At 34.2% G+C, this 17,932-nt stretch carries 19 protein-coding genes and 3 pseudogenes; 21 read left to right on the forward strand and 1 reads right to left on the reverse strand.

Annotated elements, in window-relative coordinates; genetic code table 11:
• The first annotated feature begins 13 nt into the window (after window positions 1-13).
• The 20 genes and pseudogenes from C7954_RS10675 (at window position 14) to C7954_RS10770 (ending at window position 16,153) form a co-directional block, all read left to right on the forward strand.
• A complete protein-coding gene (locus C7954_RS10675; RefSeq protein WP_073158361.1) occupies window positions 14-2,494 on the forward strand; it encodes a heavy metal translocating P-type ATPase in 2,481 nt (826 codons plus the stop codon).
• A gap of 117 nt (window positions 2,495-2,611) precedes the next feature.
• The gene (locus C7954_RS10680) at window positions 2,612-3,658 is read left to right on the forward strand and encodes an acyl-CoA dehydratase activase-related protein (RefSeq protein WP_110301070.1); all 1,047 of its coding nucleotides are present in this window, start codon (window positions 2,612-2,614) and stop codon (window positions 3,656-3,658) included.
• A gap of 1 nt (window position 3,659) precedes the next feature.
• A complete protein-coding gene (locus C7954_RS10685) occupies window positions 3,660-4,742 on the forward strand; it encodes an acyl-CoA dehydratase activase-related protein (protein WP_073158352.1) in 1,083 nt (360 codons plus the stop codon).
• A pseudogene (locus tag C7954_RS10690) lies at window positions 4,743-5,708 on the forward strand (acyl-CoA dehydratase activase); the annotation flags it as partial.
• Window positions 5,709-6,308: 600 nt separating this feature from the next.
• Complete coding sequence (locus tag C7954_RS10695; protein ID WP_134059979.1) at window positions 6,309-7,076, forward strand: PIN/TRAM domain-containing protein; 768 nt, start codon at window positions 6,309-6,311, stop codon at window positions 7,074-7,076.
• Between the two features lie 28 nt (window positions 7,077-7,104).
• Entirely contained in the window at window positions 7,105-7,341 is a 237-nt protein-coding gene (locus tag C7954_RS10700; protein ID WP_158537690.1) for a heavy-metal-associated domain-containing protein, read from the forward strand.
• A 46-nt stretch (window positions 7,342-7,387) separates the two neighbouring features.
• Window positions 7,388-8,713: an electron transport complex subunit RsxC gene (gene rsxC, locus C7954_RS10705; RefSeq protein WP_134059981.1), complete on the forward strand. Its 1,326-nt coding sequence runs from the start codon at window positions 7,388-7,390 to the stop codon at window positions 8,711-8,713.
• Window positions 8,714-8,728: 15 nt separating this feature from the next.
• A pseudogene (locus C7954_RS10710) lies at window positions 8,729-9,637 on the forward strand (RnfABCDGE type electron transport complex subunit D).
• The gene (locus C7954_RS10715) at window positions 9,638-10,198 is read left to right on the forward strand and encodes an RnfABCDGE type electron transport complex subunit G (protein ID WP_134059983.1); all 561 of its coding nucleotides are present in this window, start codon (window positions 9,638-9,640) and stop codon (window positions 10,196-10,198) included.
• The gene (rsxE, locus tag C7954_RS10720) at window positions 10,198-10,824 is read left to right on the forward strand and encodes an electron transport complex subunit RsxE (protein ID WP_134059984.1); all 627 of its coding nucleotides are present in this window, start codon (window positions 10,198-10,200) and stop codon (window positions 10,822-10,824) included. The genes C7954_RS10715 and rsxE overlap by 1 nt, the downstream gene beginning before the upstream one ends.
• A 15-nt stretch (window positions 10,825-10,839) precedes the next feature.
• Window positions 10,840-11,430, forward strand: a complete 591-nt coding sequence (gene rsxA, locus C7954_RS10725; RefSeq protein ID WP_073158330.1) for an electron transport complex subunit RsxA — start codon at window positions 10,840-10,842, stop codon at window positions 11,428-11,430.
• A gap of 84 nt (window positions 11,431-11,514) precedes the next feature.
• Window positions 11,515-12,255, forward strand: a complete 741-nt coding sequence (locus C7954_RS10730; RefSeq protein ID WP_073158327.1) for a ZIP family metal transporter — start codon at window positions 11,515-11,517, stop codon at window positions 12,253-12,255.
• Between the two features lie 48 nt (window positions 12,256-12,303).
• Window positions 12,304-12,726: a NusG domain II-containing protein gene (locus tag C7954_RS10735; protein WP_114489547.1), complete on the forward strand. Its 423-nt coding sequence runs from the start codon at window positions 12,304-12,306 to the stop codon at window positions 12,724-12,726.
• 242 nt (window positions 12,727-12,968) lie between these two features.
• Window positions 12,969-13,244 (forward strand): metal-sensitive transcriptional regulator, encoded by a 276-nt coding sequence (locus C7954_RS10740; RefSeq protein WP_134059986.1) that lies wholly within the window; start codon window positions 12,969-12,971, stop codon window positions 13,242-13,244.
• Window positions 13,245-13,786: 542 nt separating this feature from the next.
• Window positions 13,787-14,032, forward strand: a complete 246-nt coding sequence (locus tag C7954_RS10745) for an SHOCT domain-containing protein (protein ID WP_073158318.1) — start codon at window positions 13,787-13,789, stop codon at window positions 14,030-14,032.
• A gap of 43 nt (window positions 14,033-14,075) precedes the next feature.
• The gene (locus C7954_RS10750; RefSeq protein ID WP_073158316.1) at window positions 14,076-14,465 is read left to right on the forward strand and encodes a DUF302 domain-containing protein; all 390 of its coding nucleotides are present in this window, start codon (window positions 14,076-14,078) and stop codon (window positions 14,463-14,465) included.
• Window positions 14,466-14,502: 37 nt separating this feature from the next.
• The gene (locus tag C7954_RS10755) at window positions 14,503-14,811 is read left to right on the forward strand and encodes a hypothetical protein (protein ID WP_134059988.1); all 309 of its coding nucleotides are present in this window, start codon (window positions 14,503-14,505) and stop codon (window positions 14,809-14,811) included.
• Between the two features lie 118 nt (window positions 14,812-14,929).
• A complete protein-coding gene (locus tag C7954_RS10760; protein ID WP_208320691.1) occupies window positions 14,930-15,148 on the forward strand; it encodes a hypothetical protein in 219 nt (72 codons plus the stop codon).
• A 125-nt stretch (window positions 15,149-15,273) separates the two neighbouring features.
• Window positions 15,274-15,888: a type IV toxin-antitoxin system AbiEi family antitoxin domain-containing protein gene (locus C7954_RS10765; protein ID WP_134059992.1), complete on the forward strand. Its 615-nt coding sequence runs from the start codon at window positions 15,274-15,276 to the stop codon at window positions 15,886-15,888.
• A gap of 64 nt (window positions 15,889-15,952) precedes the next feature.
• Window positions 15,953-16,153 carry a transposase gene (locus tag C7954_RS10770; RefSeq protein ID WP_134059994.1) on the forward strand — a complete coding sequence of 67 codons (201 nt, stop codon included), beginning with the start codon at window positions 15,953-15,955 and terminating at the stop codon, window positions 16,151-16,153.
• A gap of 35 nt (window positions 16,154-16,188) precedes the next feature.
• On the opposite strand, the pseudogene C7954_RS10775 reads toward C7954_RS10770, so the two are convergent.
• Window positions 16,189-16,605 (reverse strand): annotated as a pseudogene (locus tag C7954_RS10775) (ATP-binding protein); the annotation flags it as partial.
• A 158-nt stretch (window positions 16,606-16,763) separates the two neighbouring features.
• Here C7954_RS10775 and C7954_RS10780 point away from each other — a divergent pair.
• Window positions 16,764-17,876, forward strand: a complete 1,113-nt coding sequence (locus C7954_RS10780) for a tyrosine-type recombinase/integrase (protein WP_134059998.1) — start codon at window positions 16,764-16,766, stop codon at window positions 17,874-17,876.
• The last annotated feature ends 56 nt before the right edge of the window (window positions 17,877-17,932 follow it).

A 17,932-nucleotide genomic window follows, 5' to 3' on the forward strand; every position in this document is an offset into this window, starting at 1 on the left:
GAGGTGCAATAAAATGAATAGTAAAACAACATTAAAATTAGAAGGAATGACATGTTCCAGCTGTGCTCAAACTATTGAGAAAGCTTTAAATAAAACAGATGGTGTCGATCAGGCACAGGTTAATTTTGCGGCAGAAAAAGCATATGTTGATTATGATTCTTCTAAAGTCGACGAGAATAAGTTAGTTGAGGTTGTAAAAGGAACTGGTTATGATGTGAAACAGGAGAGAGAGAAAGTAACACTTAAAATTGGTGGTATGACCTGTGCCAGCTGTGCAACAACAGTGGAAAAAGCATTAAATAAAGCAGATGGAGTATATGAAGCGAGTGTAAATATTGCTACTGAAAAAGGGACGGTTGAATATGATCCAGGTGTGTTATCAAAAAACGATTTTAAGGAAATAGTAGCTAAAACGGGATATGATGTTACAGGTTTTGAAGGTGACGAACAAAATGTAGATGAGGAAGCAGAAGATTTAAAGAAAGTTAAAAAAGCTAAAAGAAACATGTGGGGAGCCTGGGCATTTACAATTCCCATAATTATCTGGATGATTCCAGAGATGGTTTTAGGAGTAGCCTGGCCAAGTGAGACAATATTTGATTTAGGTATGATGTTGTTGGCACTTCCACCATTATTTATCTTTGGACGTAAAACATTTGTAACTGCATATAAATCAGTTAGCCATGGTGGAGCCAATATGGATGTATTAATTGCTATCGGAACCGGAGCAGCCTTTGCTACAGGTCCTGCGGTATTCTTTACACCAATAGCAAACTATGCCGGTGTGGCAGCAATGATTATGGCCTTTCACTTAACAGGTAGATATATTGAAGAAACAGCTAAAGGTCGAGCTTCACAGGCGATAAAAAAACTGTTGGAGTTAGGGGCTAAAACTGCAACTGTTATAGTTGACGGCGAAGAAAAAGAAGTCCCAGTTGATGAAGTCCAACCAGGAGATATAATGCTGATAAAACCCGGTGAGAAAATTCCGACAGATGGTGAGATAATTGAAGGGAAATCAACGGTGGATGAATCAATGGCAACTGGAGAATCGATGCCCGTAGAAAGAACTGTTGGTGATGAAGTAATTGGAGCAACAGTCAATCAGAATGGTTTAATTAAAGTGAAAGCAACTAAGGTGGGAAAGGATACATTCTTATCTCAGGTTATCAAAATGGTAGAAGAAGCGCAGGGAACAAAAGTTCCTATTCAGGAATTTGCTGATAAAATAACAAGTATTTTTGTTCCTGCTGTCTTAGTTATTGCTACAGCAACATTTATTCTATGGCTGGCTTTTCCTGAAACTTTTCGTAGTGTTGGATTCTGGGCCCAGTCATTTTTACCCTGGGTAGACCCTACACTTGGGACAATTACACTTGCCTTTTTCGCAACAATAGCAGTTTTAGTAATTGCCTGCCCCTGTGCTCTTGGTCTAGCAACACCAACAGCTTTAATGGTAGGAAGCGGAATTGGAGCAGAAAATGGAGTTTTAATCCGTAAAGGTGAAGCCATTCAGACAATGAAGGATGTTCATACAATTGTTTTCGACAAGACGGGTACAATAACCAAAGGAAAACCAGAAGTAACGGATCTGGTGACTACCAATGGTACAAGTGAAAACGAACTATTAAAGTATGCAGCCAGTGTGGAATCAGGATCTGAACACCCACTGGGAGTATCTATAGTGAATGATGCAAAAGATAGAGGTATTGAAGTAAAAGAAATAGAAGACTTTGGTTCTGTGACAGGAAAAGGTGTAAAAGCCACTATAAATGGAAAAGAAGTTCTGGTAGGTAGTCGTCGATTAATGGAAGAAGCCGGATTAGATGCAAGTGACTTAGAAGATGAAATGATCAGACTTGAAAAAGAAGCAAAAACTGCAATGCTGGTAGCTACAGAGGATAAACTGCTTGGTATAGTTGCAGTAGCAGATGCTTTAAAAGAAGATTCAATTAAGGCGATAAAAGAATTGCATAAATTAGGACTTCAATCAGCAATGATAACAGGAGATAACCAGAGAACAGCAGAAGCTATAGCAAATGAAGTCGGTATTGATCATGTGGTAGCTGAGGTATTACCGGATGGTAAAGTAGATGAGATTATGAAGCTGCAGGATAAATTTGGTACTATTGCAATGGTAGGAGATGGAATTAATGATGCACCAGCTCTGACTCAGGCTAATGTAGGTATTGCAATAGGAACTGGGACAGATATAGCAATCGAATCATCTGACATAACACTTGTTAGAGGGGATTTATCAGCAGTAATAACAGCAATTAAACTATCGAGAGCAACTTTCAGAAAGATTAAGCAAAATCTATTCTGGGCCTTTTTCTATAACACAGTTGCTATTCCAGTAGCTGTTGTTGGATTACTGCACCCAGTTATTGCAGAAATAGCAATGGCAACCAGTTCAATCAGTGTTGTAACAAATGCTAATATGTTACGTAGAGTTGATGTACAGCCCAGTTATGCTCCAAAGAAAAAAGCATAAATTAAAGTAATTTGATAAATAAGGAAGAGAACAGTTCTCTTCCTTATCTCATTATTCCAATATGAAATATTTTATAAATTGAAAATAATTTCTGAGAAGTTTTGGAGGCATTGAGATATGAAAAAAAGAAAAGTTGGTATCCCCAGAGCTCTGCTGTATTATTATTATTTTCCTTTCTGGCTTAAGCTTTTTTCGGAACTTAATTTAGAGCCTGTTATTTCTGACAGCACCTCCAGGGATCTGCTGAATAAAGGAGTAAAAAAGTCCTTATCAGAAATTTGTGTTCCCATAAAAGTGATGATCGGACATGTTTTAAACCTGGATCAAAAAGATGTGGACTATATTTTTATGCCGCGCTTTCGCTCACTTAAAAAAGATGTAGTTTTGTGTCCAAAATTTTTAGGTCTGCCGGATATGATTAGACATTCTCTACCCGGTTTAAAAACTGAGGTAATTGCTGATCAGATTGATTCAAAAAGTGATGATATAGCCCAATTTTCCAATCATCAAAAACTGGCAGAAACTTTTTCAATTACGAAAAGAGAAATGAAATCTGCTTTAAAAAAAGCAACTGATTTCTGGCAGAGGTATAGAGACTTACTTTTTAAGGGTTATTTGATCGATGACTTTGCCGGAATAGAAGAACTAGAGATTTTAGAAAAGGTAATTACTAAATTTGAAAATGATCCAAAACCACCTCAGAGCAGAGATCAGAATTTAGAAGCTCCCGTAAATGAAGAAGTTGTTGATATTGCCGTGATCGGCTATGTCTACAATATTTTTGACCAGTATATAAATATGGATATAATAAATAAGCTAAAGGAAATGGGAGTAAGAGTCCACAGCTTTTCGATGGTGGCAGAAGAAACTATAGAAAAAGAATTATCTAATCTGAGAAAGCCCATGTTTTGGGAGTTTACAAATAAACTTTATGGAGCAGCAGAACATTATTTAAAAAATGATGGGATAGATGGGGTTATTCATCTGACTGCTTTTGGCTGTGGACCTGATTCAATGCTGGGGCAGATTTTAGAAGTTGATGCTAAAGAATATGAAAAAACATTTATGACATTAAGGATTGATGAACAGACAGGTGAAAGCCATATTATCACTAGAATTGAAGCTTTTATCGATCTGATGCGGCTAAAAAAGGAGAATAATTAAAATGAGACTATCTTTTCCTTATATGGGACCAACAATTGTATATGCCAAATTATTTGAACTGCTGGGACATGATGTGGTAATGCCGCCCAAACCAGATAAAGAAATTATTGATCTGGGGGTAAAATACAGTCCTGAATTTGCCTGTTTTCCTTTTAAAGTGATTACTGGTATCTATTTAAAATTGATGGATAAGAATTTAGATGCTCTGGTTACCAGTGGTGGTCATGGACCCTGCCGGGCTGGATATTATGGTGAAGTGCACAAAAAAATCCTTCAGGATTTAGGTCATGAAGTGGAGATTATTGTTATTGACTCTCCTCATGATGATTATAAATACTTTTATGAGGTTATTAAACGATTAAAAGGAGACAGCTCCTGGCTGCAGGTCGGTCGAGTGATAAAAATTGTTTATGAGCTGACAAAAGCTTTAGATGAAATAGAAAAAAAGATAGAAATCTTAAGAGCCTATAATGACAAAGGAACAATTAATAAGCTCTGGATGCAGGCTCAGGAAGATTTTTACCAGATTAAAAATACTGCAGAGATAAAGGAAATTAAAAATAAATATTTAAATAAACTGATTAAATTTGAGGATTCAATTCCAGTTGAAGCTGAGCGCTATAAAATTGGAATTATTGGCGAAATTTATGTTGTAATGGAAGAGTCAATTAACAACCAGATTGAAGAAAAAGTAAATCGCTTTGGTTTTGAGGTTGAACGTTCCCAGTATCTAACAAACTGGATTAGAGAAAATGCTTTTCCGTTTCTCGACAGAGACTTAGAAAAAATTGAGAAAAAGGGAGAAGAATTTATTGAAATTGGAATTGGCGGTCATGCTCAGGGAAATATTGGTCATGCCATTAATTTTAAGGAAGAAGGCTTTGATGGGATTATTCATCTTAAACCCTTTGGCTGTCTGCCAGAACTGGTGTCTCAGAGTGTAATGGATGATCTATCAGAAAAATATGAGATACCTGTTTTAACAATTTCTATTGATGAACAGACTGCTGATGCAAATGTACTGACCAGAGTGGAAGCATTTTTGGATATGATCAGAGAAAAAAATTATAGGGAGGTTATGTAGATGAATAATCTTTATCTGGGTGTAGATATAGGATCAGTTAGTATCAATATTGTTGCTATTGATGAAGAAAACGAACTTGTTTTTAAACTTTATACCCGTAACTCAGGTAACCCCATCGAACTGGTTAAAGAAGGTTTAGCAAAATTAAGGGAAGAAATTGAACTTGAAAATTATAAGATTAGTGGAGTTGGAGTTACAGGCAGTGGGAGACAGCTGATTGCCTATGTGCTGGGTGCAGATACAGTTAAAAATGAGATTACAGCTCATGCCCGGGCTTCCACCTATTATCATCCTGAAGCCGGTACCATTTTTGAAATCGGGGGACAGGATTCCAAACTAATTATTGTGGAAGATGGTATTGCAGTTGATTTTGCGATGAACACTGTCTGTGCAGCCGGTACTGGTTCTTTTTTGGACCATCAGGCAGAAAGACTGGGAGTGCCCATTGAAGAATTTGGAGGTCTGGCCTTAGAAGCTGACCGAGATGTCAGGATAGCAGGCCGCTGTACGGTTTTTGCGGAATCTGACATGATTTCAAAGCAGCAGTATGGATTTACTAAACCTGAAATCATCAATGGTCTCTCAGAAGCTCTGGTCAGAAACTACATGAACAATTTGGTTCGTAATCGAGTTTTAGAAGGAGAATATATCTTCCAGGGTGGTGTGGCAGCCAATATCGGGATCAAAGCAGCTTTTGAAGAAGAGATTGGAGCTGAAGTGATTGTCCCTGAACATCACGATGTAATGGGGGCAATTGGAATTGCTATGCTGGCCAAAAGAGATGTCAAAAGAAGTGGTCAGGAAAGCAGTTTTAGAGGTTTTGATTTAACAGAGCAGGAGTTTGAAACAACCAGTTTTGAATGTGAGGACTGTGCCAATAACTGTGAGGTAATCAAAGTCATAGCTGATAGTAAAGTGATTGCTGTTACAGGTGACCGGTGTGGTAAATGGACGGCATCTCTAATTGGTGATAGTGCTGCTAATGCTAATGTAGAGGGGAGTTCTGAGAAGGAAGAAAAAACAGCTGCTAAATCTTCAAAAAAACAGGATGAAGATCTAAATAAAAATTCTGAAGAGTTGGAAGCTAATCTCTATAAAGTAGATCTGGAAAAAGAAAAACAGGTTATGAAAGAATTAGAAGAGCTTGAAAAATCAGATGAAAATAAGAAAGAAGATAACAGTCTTGTTTAAATCTCTAGATAATTATTATCTTAACTGAATTTTAAGCTGTATAGATTTATTTTTTTTTTAGCTGATTGAGAGTTGAGGTGGATTAAAATTAAAAAACTTAAAAATTATAATTGGAGAATATTAACCGCCATATTAACAGGTATCATCCTTATCTTATTTTATATTTTGCAAAGTTTTATTAACGTTCAACTACCTGAAAAAAATCTAGTTTTAAAAATTTTAATTGGATTGAGTGTGACAAGTATTATTTTACTTTTATATCCCAGTCTAAAGTTATTGACGAATAACATTAAGAAAAAAATAGATCAATTATCTATAAAAAAAATATTGTTAATTTTATTTAGTTTATTATTGGGAGTTTTATTATCTTACTCAATGTCCAAATTTATATTACTTCCGTTTTTTAGTGAAAAAACAATAGTTTTTATTAATATAATTATAATCATTATTACCGTGTATATAATACTTCTTAAAGAAGAAGAAATAGATTATATCTTATTTAAAGAATCTGATGTTAAAGGTAATGATAGGTATTATTCTGAGTCATCCCCTAAAATAATTGATACAAGTGCTATTATTGATGGAAGAATATTTGAAGTTTATAAAAACAATTTTATAGATGGGATTTTAATTGTTCCCCGCTTTGTATTAGAAGAATTACAAAATATTGCAGATTCGGATAGAGAGTTAAAAAGAAAAAAAGGTAGATTGGGATTGGAAATATTAAAAAAATTACAAAATGATCTTGGAGATAATATTGTTATTCTAGATAAAGAAGTTAATAGTCAGGAAGTTGATCATAAGTTAGTTTATCTAGCTAAAGAATTAAATGCTGATTTAATATCCAGTGATTATAATTTGAATCAACTTGCTGAATTACAGGGGATTAAGGTTATTAATATAAACAGATTGGCTAATGCTCTTAAACCTGTTCTTTTACCAGGAGAAAAAAAGAAAGTGGAAATCATCAAAAAGGGAAAAGAACAGGGTCAGGGTATTGCATATCTTAAAGACGGGACAATGATAGTTGTTGAGGGCGGTCAAAATCATATAGGAGAAAAAATTAATGTAGTTATCTCAAGCTTTTTTCAGAAAAATTCGGGAAGAATGTATTTTGCAAATTTGTCATCTGAAAATATTTAATAATAAATAGTTAATGGGGAGGGTTATAATGACTGCAAAAATTAAAAATAATGCAGAACTAGTGATTAAAGTAGAAGGAATGAAATGTTTTTATTGCTTTACAGTAGTTGCTGATATTTTAAGAGAATTTGATGGTATTAAAGAAATTAGAGTTGGTTTAAATAAAGGAAATGCAATTGTAAGATATGATAAAGAAAAAGTTAGTTCAGAAAAACTTCTTGAGAGCTTAAAAAAAGCAGGTTATAACGCTGTCCCCAAAAATTAATATGATTTTTAAATCTAGAATAACACAATAGGGGTGAAATTATATAGTGAAAGCTTTGACTTTTAAACAGGGGATACATCCTGAGTATAATAAGGAATTAACAAAGGATAAACCCTTAAAAAATGCTAAACGTCCTGAGGAAGTAATTATTCCTCTAAAACAGCATATAGGTGCACCACTCAAGGTGCTTGTTAAAAAAGGAGATCAGGTTGATCTTGGACAAAAAATTGCTGATAGTGATAGTTTTGTCTGTGCTCCTATTCATGCTTCGGTTTCAGGAACTGTTAAGGAAATCAGAAAAGTAACAGATCCTGGTGGAAATATTGTTGATGCTGTAGTTATTGAGTCAGCGGAAGAAGATAGACTTAATTCTGGTTTAGAAAAACATGACAGTCTGGATAAACTTGATGCAGCTGAGATCAGAAATATTATTAGAGAAGCTGGTATTGTTGGTATGGGAGGGGCAATGTTCCCGACTCATGTAAAAGTTTCCATTCCTGATGACAAAAGTGTTGACTACGTAATTTTAAATGGAGCCGAATGTGAGCCTTATCTAACAGTTGATTATCGGGTAATGGTGGAGAAACCAAAGAGTATTGTCTTTGGTTTAAAAGCTCTAATGAAAGCTGCAGGTGCATCTACAGGTTTTATTGGTATTGAAGAAAATAAACCTGAAGCAATCGAGAGTATGCAGGATGCGGTTAACGATGAAGCTAATATTGAAGTTAAGATTTTAGAGACAAAGTATCCACAGGGTGGAGAAAAAATGTTAATTGAAGCTATTCTTGGTCGAGAAGTTCCGGCTGGAGGGCTGCCGCTTGATGTAGGAGTTGTGGTTAATAATACATCTACAGCAGCTGCAGTTGCAGATGCAATTAGAGATGGAAAGCCACTTTACGAAAGATCTATATCGATTACAGGCCGTGGAATTAATTCTCCCCAGAACTTGATTTATCGGATAGGTATAAATATTGGTGACCTGGTAGAAGAAGCGGGTGGCTTAAAAGATAATGCGGCCAAAGTAATTACAGGTGGACCTATGATGGGAGTGGCTCAAAAGAATTTAAATATTCCTGGAGTAAAGGGTACATCCGGCATCCTGGTTTTAGTTGAGGATGAAGTTGAAGAATATGAACCTTCTCCCTGTATCAACTGTGCTAAGTGTGTTGATGCCTGTCCTATGTTTTTAATGCCGACTCAACTGGCAAATTATGCAAAAAATGATATGGTAGACGAATTAGAAGAATGGCAGGTATTAAGCTGTGTTGAATGTGGTTCCTGTTCCTTTGTCTGTCCGGCTAAAATACCTCTGGTTCATCATCTGCGTCTTGGTAAGTCACAGGTTATGGCCAAAAAAAGAGAAAAGAATTAAGGAGGATAATCAATAATGAATAACGAATTAATTGTAACATCCTCACCACATGTCAGATCACAGGATTCAGTAAAAAAAATAATGTGGTCAGTTGTTATTGCTCTTTTGCCTGCAGTTTTTGCTGCTGTATATTTCTTTAAAGCAAGAGCACTATCTGTGATTCTGGCAGCTGTTGTTGGTGCAGTTTTAATAGAATACATATTTCAAAAAATAAGAAATAAAAAGAATACGATCAAAGATGGAAGTGCAGTAGTTACTGGATTACTTCTGGCACTAACTCTTCCACCATCCATACCTCTCTGGACTGCATTTTTTGGTTCAATAGTGGCAATTGGACTTGGTAAACAGGTTTTTGGTGGAATCGGACAAAATCCATTTAATCCAGCCTTAGTTGGGAGAGCATTTTTAACAGCTTCTTATCCAGTTTTAATGACTACCTGGACTGTAGATGGAGTTTCTTCTGCAACACCTTTAAGTCAGATGAAAATGGAAGGAATTGCAACTGATACCTGGAATCTTTTTGTTGGTCAGATTGGTGGTTCTCTGGGAGAAACATCAGCCATTGCATTATTACTAGGTTTTTCGTATCTCTTATATAAAGGCTATGTCAACTGGAGAATACCTCTGGCAATGGTTGGAACAGTATTTTTAGGTACTTTTGCTTTTGGTTCTGATCCGATTTTTCATCTTTTTGCAGGTGGACTGATGTTAGGTGCTTTATTTATGGCGACTGACATGGTTTCAAGTCCAACTACAAAATTAGGACGCTGGATTTTTGGTCTTGGAGCCGGATTGCTTGTAGTGATAATCCGCCTCTGAGGTGGTTATCCAGAAGGTGTAATGTACAGTATTTTATTGATGAATACAGCAGTACCATTAATAAACAGATATACAAGACCCCGAAGTTTAGGAGAGGTGAGATAAATGGAAAAGAACAGTACAAAAGCCATGATTATAACCTTAGCCACTATTGGTATAATTTCCGCTATATTATTGACCTTTGTTTACCAGTGGACAATTCCATATATTGAGGCCAATCAGGAAGAAACAAGAAGAATTGCAATTAATGAAGTTTTACCCACAGCGGAAGAAATCAATCAGGTAGAAAGAGAGAGTCAGATTTTTTACGAAGGTTATGACAGTAGTGGTAATCGAGTAGGGATGGCATACCAGCACAGTGGTGGTGGCTACAATGGACCGATTGAATTAATGATCGGAGTTGATCTGGAAGCAGAAGAAATAATTCGGATTAGTATCCTAAATCATCAGGAAACTCCCGGACTGGGAGCACGAATTACAGAAGAAGAATACAAAAGTAATTTTGCTGGCAAACCTTTTGGTGATTATGAAGTTGTAAAAACTCCTCCCTCTAAAACTATGGAAGTCCAGGCGGTTGCAGGAGCGACTATATCTTCAGCCAACACCACCAGAATTGTGGAAGAAGCTGTCAGTATGATCAATAATGCCTATGGAGGTGGAAGTTAATGTCAGTTAACGCAAAACAGTTAATTTCTGATTTTAAAAATGGGCTCTGGCAGGAAAATCCTATTTTTCGTCTTGTTATTGGTATGTGTCCAACTCTTGCTGTAACTAATACTATGGTAAATGGGTTGGCGATGGGATTAGCAACTTCTTTTGTTCTCATTTCTTCAGAAATTGTGGTTTCCTTAATTAAAAAATTGATTCCTGGTGATGTTAGAATACCAAGTTACATATTAATTATTGCAACATTTGTTACTTTTGTTGACTATTTCTTAAAAGCTTTTTATCCTTCTATTGCTGCTTCATTAAGTTTATTTGTACCCTTAATAGTTGTTAACTGTCTAATATTAGGAAGACAGGAAACTTTTGCGTCTCAGAATCCTGTTCATCGGTCCTTTGCAGATGCCCTGGGAATGGGAATTGGTTTTACATGGGCCTTATTGTTATTGAGTGCAGTCAGAGAATTATTTGGTATGGGTTCAATGTTTGGACTACAAATACTGGGGGACTGGTATAGACCGATGGTTATTATGGTTTTACCTGCAGGAGCATTTATCACTCTGGGTATTTTAATAGCAATTATGAATGTGATTGGTAAAAATGCTACAAATGATACTACTTGTCACTAACAGGAGGAATTAAAGATGTCAGAATTCACTCAACTTGTTCTACTCTTTTTTGGAACAGTTTTTGTTAATAACTTTATCTTAGTTAGATTTTTAGGGATTTGTCCTTTTTTAGGTGTATCAAAACAGGTAGAGACTGCCATGGGGATGGGTTTAGCAACAACATTTGTTATGACTTTAACTGGTGCTGCAACATGGCTGATTAACACCTATATTTTAGAAGCATTAAATTTACCATTTTTACAGTATGTATCTTTCATTATAGTAATTGCATCTCTGGTCCAGTTTGTAGAGATGTTTATTAAGAAAACAAGTCCTGTACTTTATAAATCATTAGGAATCTTTCTGCCATTAATCACAACAAATTGTGCAATCTTAGGACTGGCGCTACTAATTCCACTTAATGGATACAGTTTTATCGGCAGTACAGTATTTGGATTTGGTGCCGGAATAGGTTTTACTCTGGCGATTGTATTGATGGCAGGACTGAGAGAAAAATTAGAATTTGGCGATGTACCGGGAGTATTAAAAGGTGTACCAGTAACTTTGATTATTGCTGGTATTATGGCGATGGCTTTTATGGGTTTTTCCGGCTTAATAACTATATAATATCTAACAATTTAAAGAATAAAAATATTTTCAAATGTAGAAAATTGAGTTTTGAAATGTTATAAGAAATTAAGGATGATAAAAATGAATTATTTGTTATATGTATCCCTTATTGGTTTCTTTTCTGGTACATTAGGAACTGTGGGTGGTGGCTTAATTGTATTATTAGTTAGAGAAATCAAAACAAAATTTTTAAGTATAATTTTAGGGATTTCCGCAGGGATTATGACTGTTGTAATTTTTTTAGATCTGATTCCTGAAGCCCAGATAACCGGTTCAATCTGGAGCAGTCTAACTGGATTATTTTTAGGAGCTATGTTAATTAGTATTTTGGATATGTTATTTCCGCATCAAAATTTTGTTTCAATAGATGATGATGAGAGTCATTATTTAAAGGCCGGTATTCTGCTGGCAGTTGGTATTGCTCTGCATAATATACCTGAGGGTTTAGCAATTGGAGCTGGTTATAGTTCTGCTGATAATTTAGGTCTGGGTTTAGCTGTGATTATGGCTGTACAAAATTTTCCAGAAGGAATGGCAGTTGCTACCACTTTGAGTTTAGCAGGTTTAAAGAATGTAGAAGTTATTTTAATTACATTGTTGTCTGGTATTCCTATGGGTATAGGTTCTTTTCTGGGAGCTTATTTAGGAAATATTTCAAATCTGAGTTTATCTATTTCTTTAGGTCTGGCAGCTGGAGCAATGTTATATATTACATTTGATGGGCTTATTCCTGATGCACATAAAAAAGCTGAAGGATACACAGCAATTTTTGGTATTATAAACGGTGTTTTTTTGGGATTGATTTTAAGCAACTTTTTATAATTTGACAGTCACACATTATGGAAACGTAAATTTTTAAGGGAGATAAAAATGAGCAAAGCATGGGAACTCATGACATTTTATGATAAGGTTTTAATTGTTATTATAGCTATCATTTCATTATCATTTATATTATTTCCAAATAGTATTCTGAACCAGAATACTAAGGAAGATGAATATATTATTGTTATCCAAACAGCTAATGGAAGACAAAAACAAGTAAAAATAAATGAAACTTATCAAAGTGAGCCTTTAATTATAGAGGCAGATGGTCCAATTGGAACTACAATTATTGAGGCACATAATGGTAGAGTAAGAGTTAAAAAGGCACCACCAGCTGATCCATTGAGAATTGATGAAAAAATTGGGTGGATTAGTGAACCAGGACCTTCAATTATATGTGTCCCAAATAAATTAGCTATCTGGATTGAAGAGAGTAAATCTGAACAGGCATTAGATGGTATGTCATGGTAAATCTAAATATTTACATTTAATAATAAATTATGATGTAGAATTTATAAGAAAGTTTTTGCCGAAAGAGGTAGTATAATGCTTAAATATTGGATATTTGGAAGAAAAGTATCTCTTGAAAATTAAATTAGAGTGTGGTATATTATTGATATACGGTATTGGGGTATAGTGTATAGTCATTAAATAAATTTTTGTAGATTATAGGAGATTTTTTATTAAACAGAATATAAAAATGGGGTGGTTATATGAATTCATTATGTGATCTAGATAAAAAAGACTTAAAAGCCCGGTTAAAAAGGATAGAAGGCCAGGTTCGTGGGTTGCAGAGGATGATAGAAGAAGATAAATATTGTGTTGATGTTTTATATCAGATCAATGCTGTACAAGGGGGACTTAAAAAAGTTGGTTTAAAAATTCTGGATGAACATGTTCATGGCTGTGTTCAAAGAGCAGTTAAAGATGAAGAGGGAGACAAAGTTATAGATGAATTAATGGGTGTGCTGTCCAAATTTACAGACTAAAGCATCTATTTCAAATAATAGTTTTAATAAAATTAAAACTTGAAATAGAAAGAAATAAAAAACCAATTTTTTTAAACTTATTTTTATATTATCAATCTTAATCTAACTATATCATTAATAAAGAAAATGAGCTGTCTGGATAATCTCTTAACTGAGGTTGTGCCGGCAGCTTTTTTTTATGCCTAAATTTAAGGTGATGAAAATTGGTCTTAATTTATTAGAATTAATAATATTTTTTTAATAAATTCACATTCTTTTCACATTAATATTTTAAAATAGTCTTAGATCAAAGTTGACAGGACAGTAACAAAGAAATATTCGATTATCACGATATTGTTGTTGACAGGAGCAATCCTGAGTGTTATACTATGTTTAAGATACCTAGTGGAGGTATATTGGAAAGTTTGAACTTAAGTTTCAAAGGATGTCACTTAAATGAAAAGAAATTTAATTATTACTTTAGTTATATAAACAGTCATTGTTGCAGGAGTTAATTTTTGCTTAACCTGGATTTGGCCTGGTAAGATGGAATGTGATCTGGAATGATGGGCGGAGGAGCTTCAATAATTTTCTGGAGAGTAATCATTGGAGTGGTTTATTATCCATTCAGAGAATATACTAGAAAAAATAACCACAGATATGATAATCATAAACATGTTGGCTCCGGCAATAAAGAGCGAAGTCGTTTTGATGAGAGTAGTCCAGAAGAATTAGCAAGACAGTGTTATGCAAAAGGTGAAATTTCTAAAGAAGATTTGAACGAAATACTGGACAACTTAAGCATTTAATTACAATGGAAATTGATATTTAAGAATATAAAGGGGGAAAATTATGAGCAATTATGGAATTAGAAAAACAGTTAAACTTTCTTATCAGGAAACAATTGACAAAGTAAAAGAAGAGCTAAAAGAAGAAGGATTTGGTGTGCTGGCAGAACTCGATATGAAAAAGATATTTAAAGAAAAGTTGGATAAAGAGATGAGCAATTATGTTATTCTTGAAGCCTGTAATCCTGCTTTTGCTTTTGAAGGAATAGGAGAAGAACCTGAACTTGGTCTTTTGCTTCCCTGTAATGTTATAATTTATGAAAATGATAATCAAGAGGTTAATTTGGCAGCAATTGATCCTGAAAAAGCACTTGGAATGTCAGAGAATAAAAAAGTTAACGAAATAGCACAGGAAATCAAGGAAAGACTGGAGCGAGTTATAGAAAACGTTTAAATGTTATTAAATTAATCAATAATAGGAGATGATGGTTTTGAGAAAATTATTTATCATAACTTTAACTGTGATTTTGGTTGTTGGTATGACAGGAATTGGGTATGCGGGTCTTGAAGATAGTAATGCAGAAAAAGGATTGTCGGCAAGTCCAGCTTTTGAGGAAGATACAGACCATGAATCCGATGGTCATTTCACCCATCAAAATGGAGCTCCCAGATTTAGTACTGAAAAGGGACATATTGCCATTGATGCGGAAGAACCAGGATTAAATTCAGATGAAAATTCTGCTGTTAGTGAACATCATCATGATAATAAAGATGGTAGTGTCATAGATACAAGCAAATAACAGAATATAAGCTCAATATTTTACAGCCCAGTTAATAGCTGGGCTTTTTGTTTTTATATCTATGCTTAATTATAAAATAAAAGAGAGGATTTCAAAATAAAATGGGAAGATGCTAGAGATGAACATCCTAATAGAAGTAATAGAAGCTCATTCAGATCAGGGAAAAAGAGTTGTTGATAAAATAGCTGTTCTTGATAAATTTACTAATAGTGGTGAGGCTATGAGCTCCTATAAAGAGCTTCATAAGAAGAATCCTGAAAAAGAACTGTATGTTGCTCATACTAGGAAAAAGGAACTTGAAATAGAAGAACGAAAGCGGTTAGGTGTTAGGGTATGAATTTAAATCTTAAGATAATAAACAATTTACCTTGTTGGTAAAAAGTGATAAACTTAAGTTTGAGAAAGTGTTAAAAACCTCCGCACATATTTATAAGTGCGGATGATTATAATGGGGGTGTGGTTATGGATCCTACTATATACAATAAGATAAAGAATATATTCGAGAGTAACAATGGGTACGCTCGGACTAAAGAAATACTAGAGGCAAATATTCACTCTTCACATCTATATAAACTTCAAGATAAGGGAGAGATCACCAGGGTCAAAAGGGGGCTGTATCGCTGGAATAATGATGAGTTTAATACCAGTACAGAAATAATCAAAGTAAGTAATATAGTTCCCAACGGTGTAATTTGTCTGCTTTCAGCTCTTTCATATTATGATCTCACCATAACCAACCCCTGGGAGTACTATATTGCCATTCATCGAGATGATCACAGGCCTAAACTGCCTGATTATCCGCCGATATCCATTTTTTATTTTGCTGATAAACAGTTCAGTACTGGGGTTAAAGAGGTTGATATTGAGGGTAGTAAGGTTAAAATATATGATAAGGAGAAAACAATTTGTGACTGCATTAGACTGAGAAACAAAGTGGGTACTGATGTAGTAAAAGAAGCAATGCAGAACTATCTAAAGAGGAAAGATAAGAACATCTCAAAACTACTTAAGTATGCAGAAGTTACAGGGGTAAAGAATATCGTGAAAAGATATCTGGAGCCCTATATGTTAGACTAGTTGTCGTGAGGGACAAAATCTGTGTATAATAGAGTAACGACAATAAATCTTAAGGAGAATTACTATGCCCAAAACTGTTTATTCTAAAGAATTGAAAGAATCCATGTTTAAAAGACTGGCTCCACCTAATGCTGAAAAAGCACCTGATATAGCTAGAGAAACTAATATACCCGTTAATACACTTTACACCTGGAGAGCTAAGGTTATGAAAAATAATCCAACCAGCTGTTTTTGTCAAGTGAAATTTGACCCTTTTATTAATTGAAAATTGACCCGGGTAAGCAAAAAATAATATTAATTTTATTGACCCAGCCACTCTTCAGTTTCTTTCATTCGGTAAGAATTACCATTCATATTAATTACATATGATTTGTGGGTCAATCTATCTACCATAGCTGCAGTTAATGCCGGATCATTAAACACTTCATTCCACCTCTCAAATGAGAGATTGGAAGTTATTATAGTAGATTTGCGTTCTGCTCTTAGTGAAAGAAAGGAGAATAAAAGCTCACTTCCTTTCTGGTCAAAAGAGATGTAACCTAATTCATCTAAAATTATTAAGTCATATTTTTGGAATTTAGACTCAAAATTAGTTAATCTTCTTTCACTCTGCGTTTCTTTTAATTGATTGATAAACTGTGGTACTGTGGCAAAAAAGACTTTGTACCCCTCGTTACAGGCCTTGATACCAAGGCCTATAGACAAATGACTTTTACCATTATGGAAAGCTTTCCATAAGGGCAATTATCGAAAGTTTTTGTTTATGGAAAGAAGTAAGGGTATATTATTGAAATAAGTTCAAATGTACTATTATTTCTTTCCATAATACCTCATAATTGATAATTATGTAAACTAAAAATTATGGGGGAATGAAAATGGAAAAACTTCCTATTGAAGAACTGGTAATCAATGTCTTAACAGAACTAGAGAGATTAAATTATTCTTATAATACACTCTGTGGCTATAGAGCCTTTTATAAGAAAGTAGTTGCTTTTGCAAAAGAAAAAGAGCAAATATATTTTACTGAAGAACTGGGTAGCACTTTTTTGAAAGAAAAATATAATTGCAAAGTTAATTATTATATTGAAAATATGCCTAAAAGCGTAAAAAATTCAATAAGAAGAATCAGAGTTCTTGGTGATTATCAATTACATGGTGTTATTATCAGAAGGATAATTAAAAAACCAGGGTACATTAAGCCAGACCAATTTGAAAAAGAATTAGTGGCCTATGAACAGGAATGTGTTAAAAATGAATATACTAAAAGAGGTCTTAGAACCAGAATGCAGAGGTTATATTTTTTTATTGATTATCTGGATGCTAAAAACATTCAAAATGTTAATGAAATCTCTGGAGAGACGATATCAGATTATGTAAAAACAATTTATGGAAATCATGAAAAAAGCATGGCTGCAATTTTAACTACTCTAAGAGTATTTTTGAAATTTCTCTATCTAAACAGTTTTACAGAAAAAGATCTATCAGAAAAAGTTCCCAGTCGAAACAAATACTATTATCCTGCAATTCCTTCAACCTGGGAGAAAGATAAAGTAATTAGATTATTAGATGTTATTGATAAAGGAAATCCTACAGGCAAAAGAGATTATGCGATTTTATTATTAGTTGCCAGACTGGGCATGAGAGTTGGAGATATCATAAGTTTAAAACTAACCAGTCTGGATTGGAAAAATCACCAAATAGTTATTACTCAAAGTAAAACAAAAAATATTACAAACTATCCTATCTTAAATGATATTGGTTGGGCTTTAATAGATTATTTAAAGAATGGAAGACCAATTAGTGATTCACCACATGTTTTTTTAAGACATCATGCTCCTTTTGAAAGATTTGGCAAAAACGCAAATCTTCATAATATTATCAGTAAATATACAAGAAAAGCTGGTATTAAAGTTCCAAAAGGAAAAAAACATGGCCTCCATTCGTTAAGACATTATGTAGAGGAAAAGATTATGGTGAGTAGCTGTTAATTTCATTAAGATACTTGTATTTTTAATTAAAACACTCACCATAATTATCATTTAAC

The organism is Halanaerobium congolense (assembly GCF_004366375.1).
In the GTDB taxonomy this organism is placed as follows: domain Bacteria; phylum Bacillota; class Halanaerobiia; order Halanaerobiales; family Halanaerobiaceae; genus Halanaerobium; species Halanaerobium congolense.

Bases quoted from the DNA above. Each gene is read 5' to 3' on its own strand.
- C7954_RS10680 (WP_110301070.1), top strand. From the start codon at position 2,612: ATGAAAAAAAGAAAAGTTGGTATCCCCAGAGCTCTGCTGTATTATTAT.
- C7954_RS10760 (WP_208320691.1), top strand. From the start codon at position 14,930: ATGAACATCCTAATAGAAGTAATAGAAGCTCATTCAGATCAGGGAAAA.
- C7954_RS10685 (WP_073158352.1), top strand. From the start codon at position 3,660: ATGAGACTATCTTTTCCTTATATGGGACCAACAATTGTATATGCCAAA.
- C7954_RS10780 (WP_134059998.1), top strand. From the start codon at position 16,764: ATGGAAAAACTTCCTATTGAAGAACTGGTAATCAATGTCTTAACAGAA.
- C7954_RS10675 (WP_073158361.1), top strand. From the start codon at position 14: ATGAATAGTAAAACAACATTAAAATTAGAAGGAATGACATGTTCCAGC.
- C7954_RS10770 (WP_134059994.1), top strand. From the start codon at position 15,953: ATGCCCAAAACTGTTTATTCTAAAGAATTGAAAGAATCCATGTTTAAA.
- C7954_RS10695 (WP_134059979.1), top strand. From the start codon at position 6,309: ATGTCCAAATTTATATTACTTCCGTTTTTTAGTGAAAAAACAATAGTT.
- C7954_RS10730 (WP_073158327.1), top strand. From the start codon at position 11,515: ATGAATTATTTGTTATATGTATCCCTTATTGGTTTCTTTTCTGGTACA.
- C7954_RS10715 (WP_134059983.1), top strand. From the start codon at position 9,638: ATGGAAAAGAACAGTACAAAAGCCATGATTATAACCTTAGCCACTATT.
- rsxE (WP_134059984.1), top strand. From the start codon at position 10,198: ATGTCAGTTAACGCAAAACAGTTAATTTCTGATTTTAAAAATGGGCTC.
- C7954_RS10700 (WP_158537690.1), top strand. From the start codon at position 7,105: ATGACTGCAAAAATTAAAAATAATGCAGAACTAGTGATTAAAGTAGAA.
- C7954_RS10735 (WP_114489547.1), top strand. From the start codon at position 12,304: ATGAGCAAAGCATGGGAACTCATGACATTTTATGATAAGGTTTTAATT.
- C7954_RS10740 (WP_134059986.1), top strand. From the start codon at position 12,969: ATGAATTCATTATGTGATCTAGATAAAAAAGACTTAAAAGCCCGGTTA.
- C7954_RS10745 (WP_073158318.1), top strand. From the start codon at position 13,787: ATGATGGGCGGAGGAGCTTCAATAATTTTCTGGAGAGTAATCATTGGA.
- rsxA (WP_073158330.1), top strand. From the start codon at position 10,840: ATGTCAGAATTCACTCAACTTGTTCTACTCTTTTTTGGAACAGTTTTT.
- C7954_RS10765 (WP_134059992.1), top strand. From the start codon at position 15,274: ATGGATCCTACTATATACAATAAGATAAAGAATATATTCGAGAGTAAC.
- C7954_RS10750 (WP_073158316.1), top strand. From the start codon at position 14,076: ATGAGCAATTATGGAATTAGAAAAACAGTTAAACTTTCTTATCAGGAA.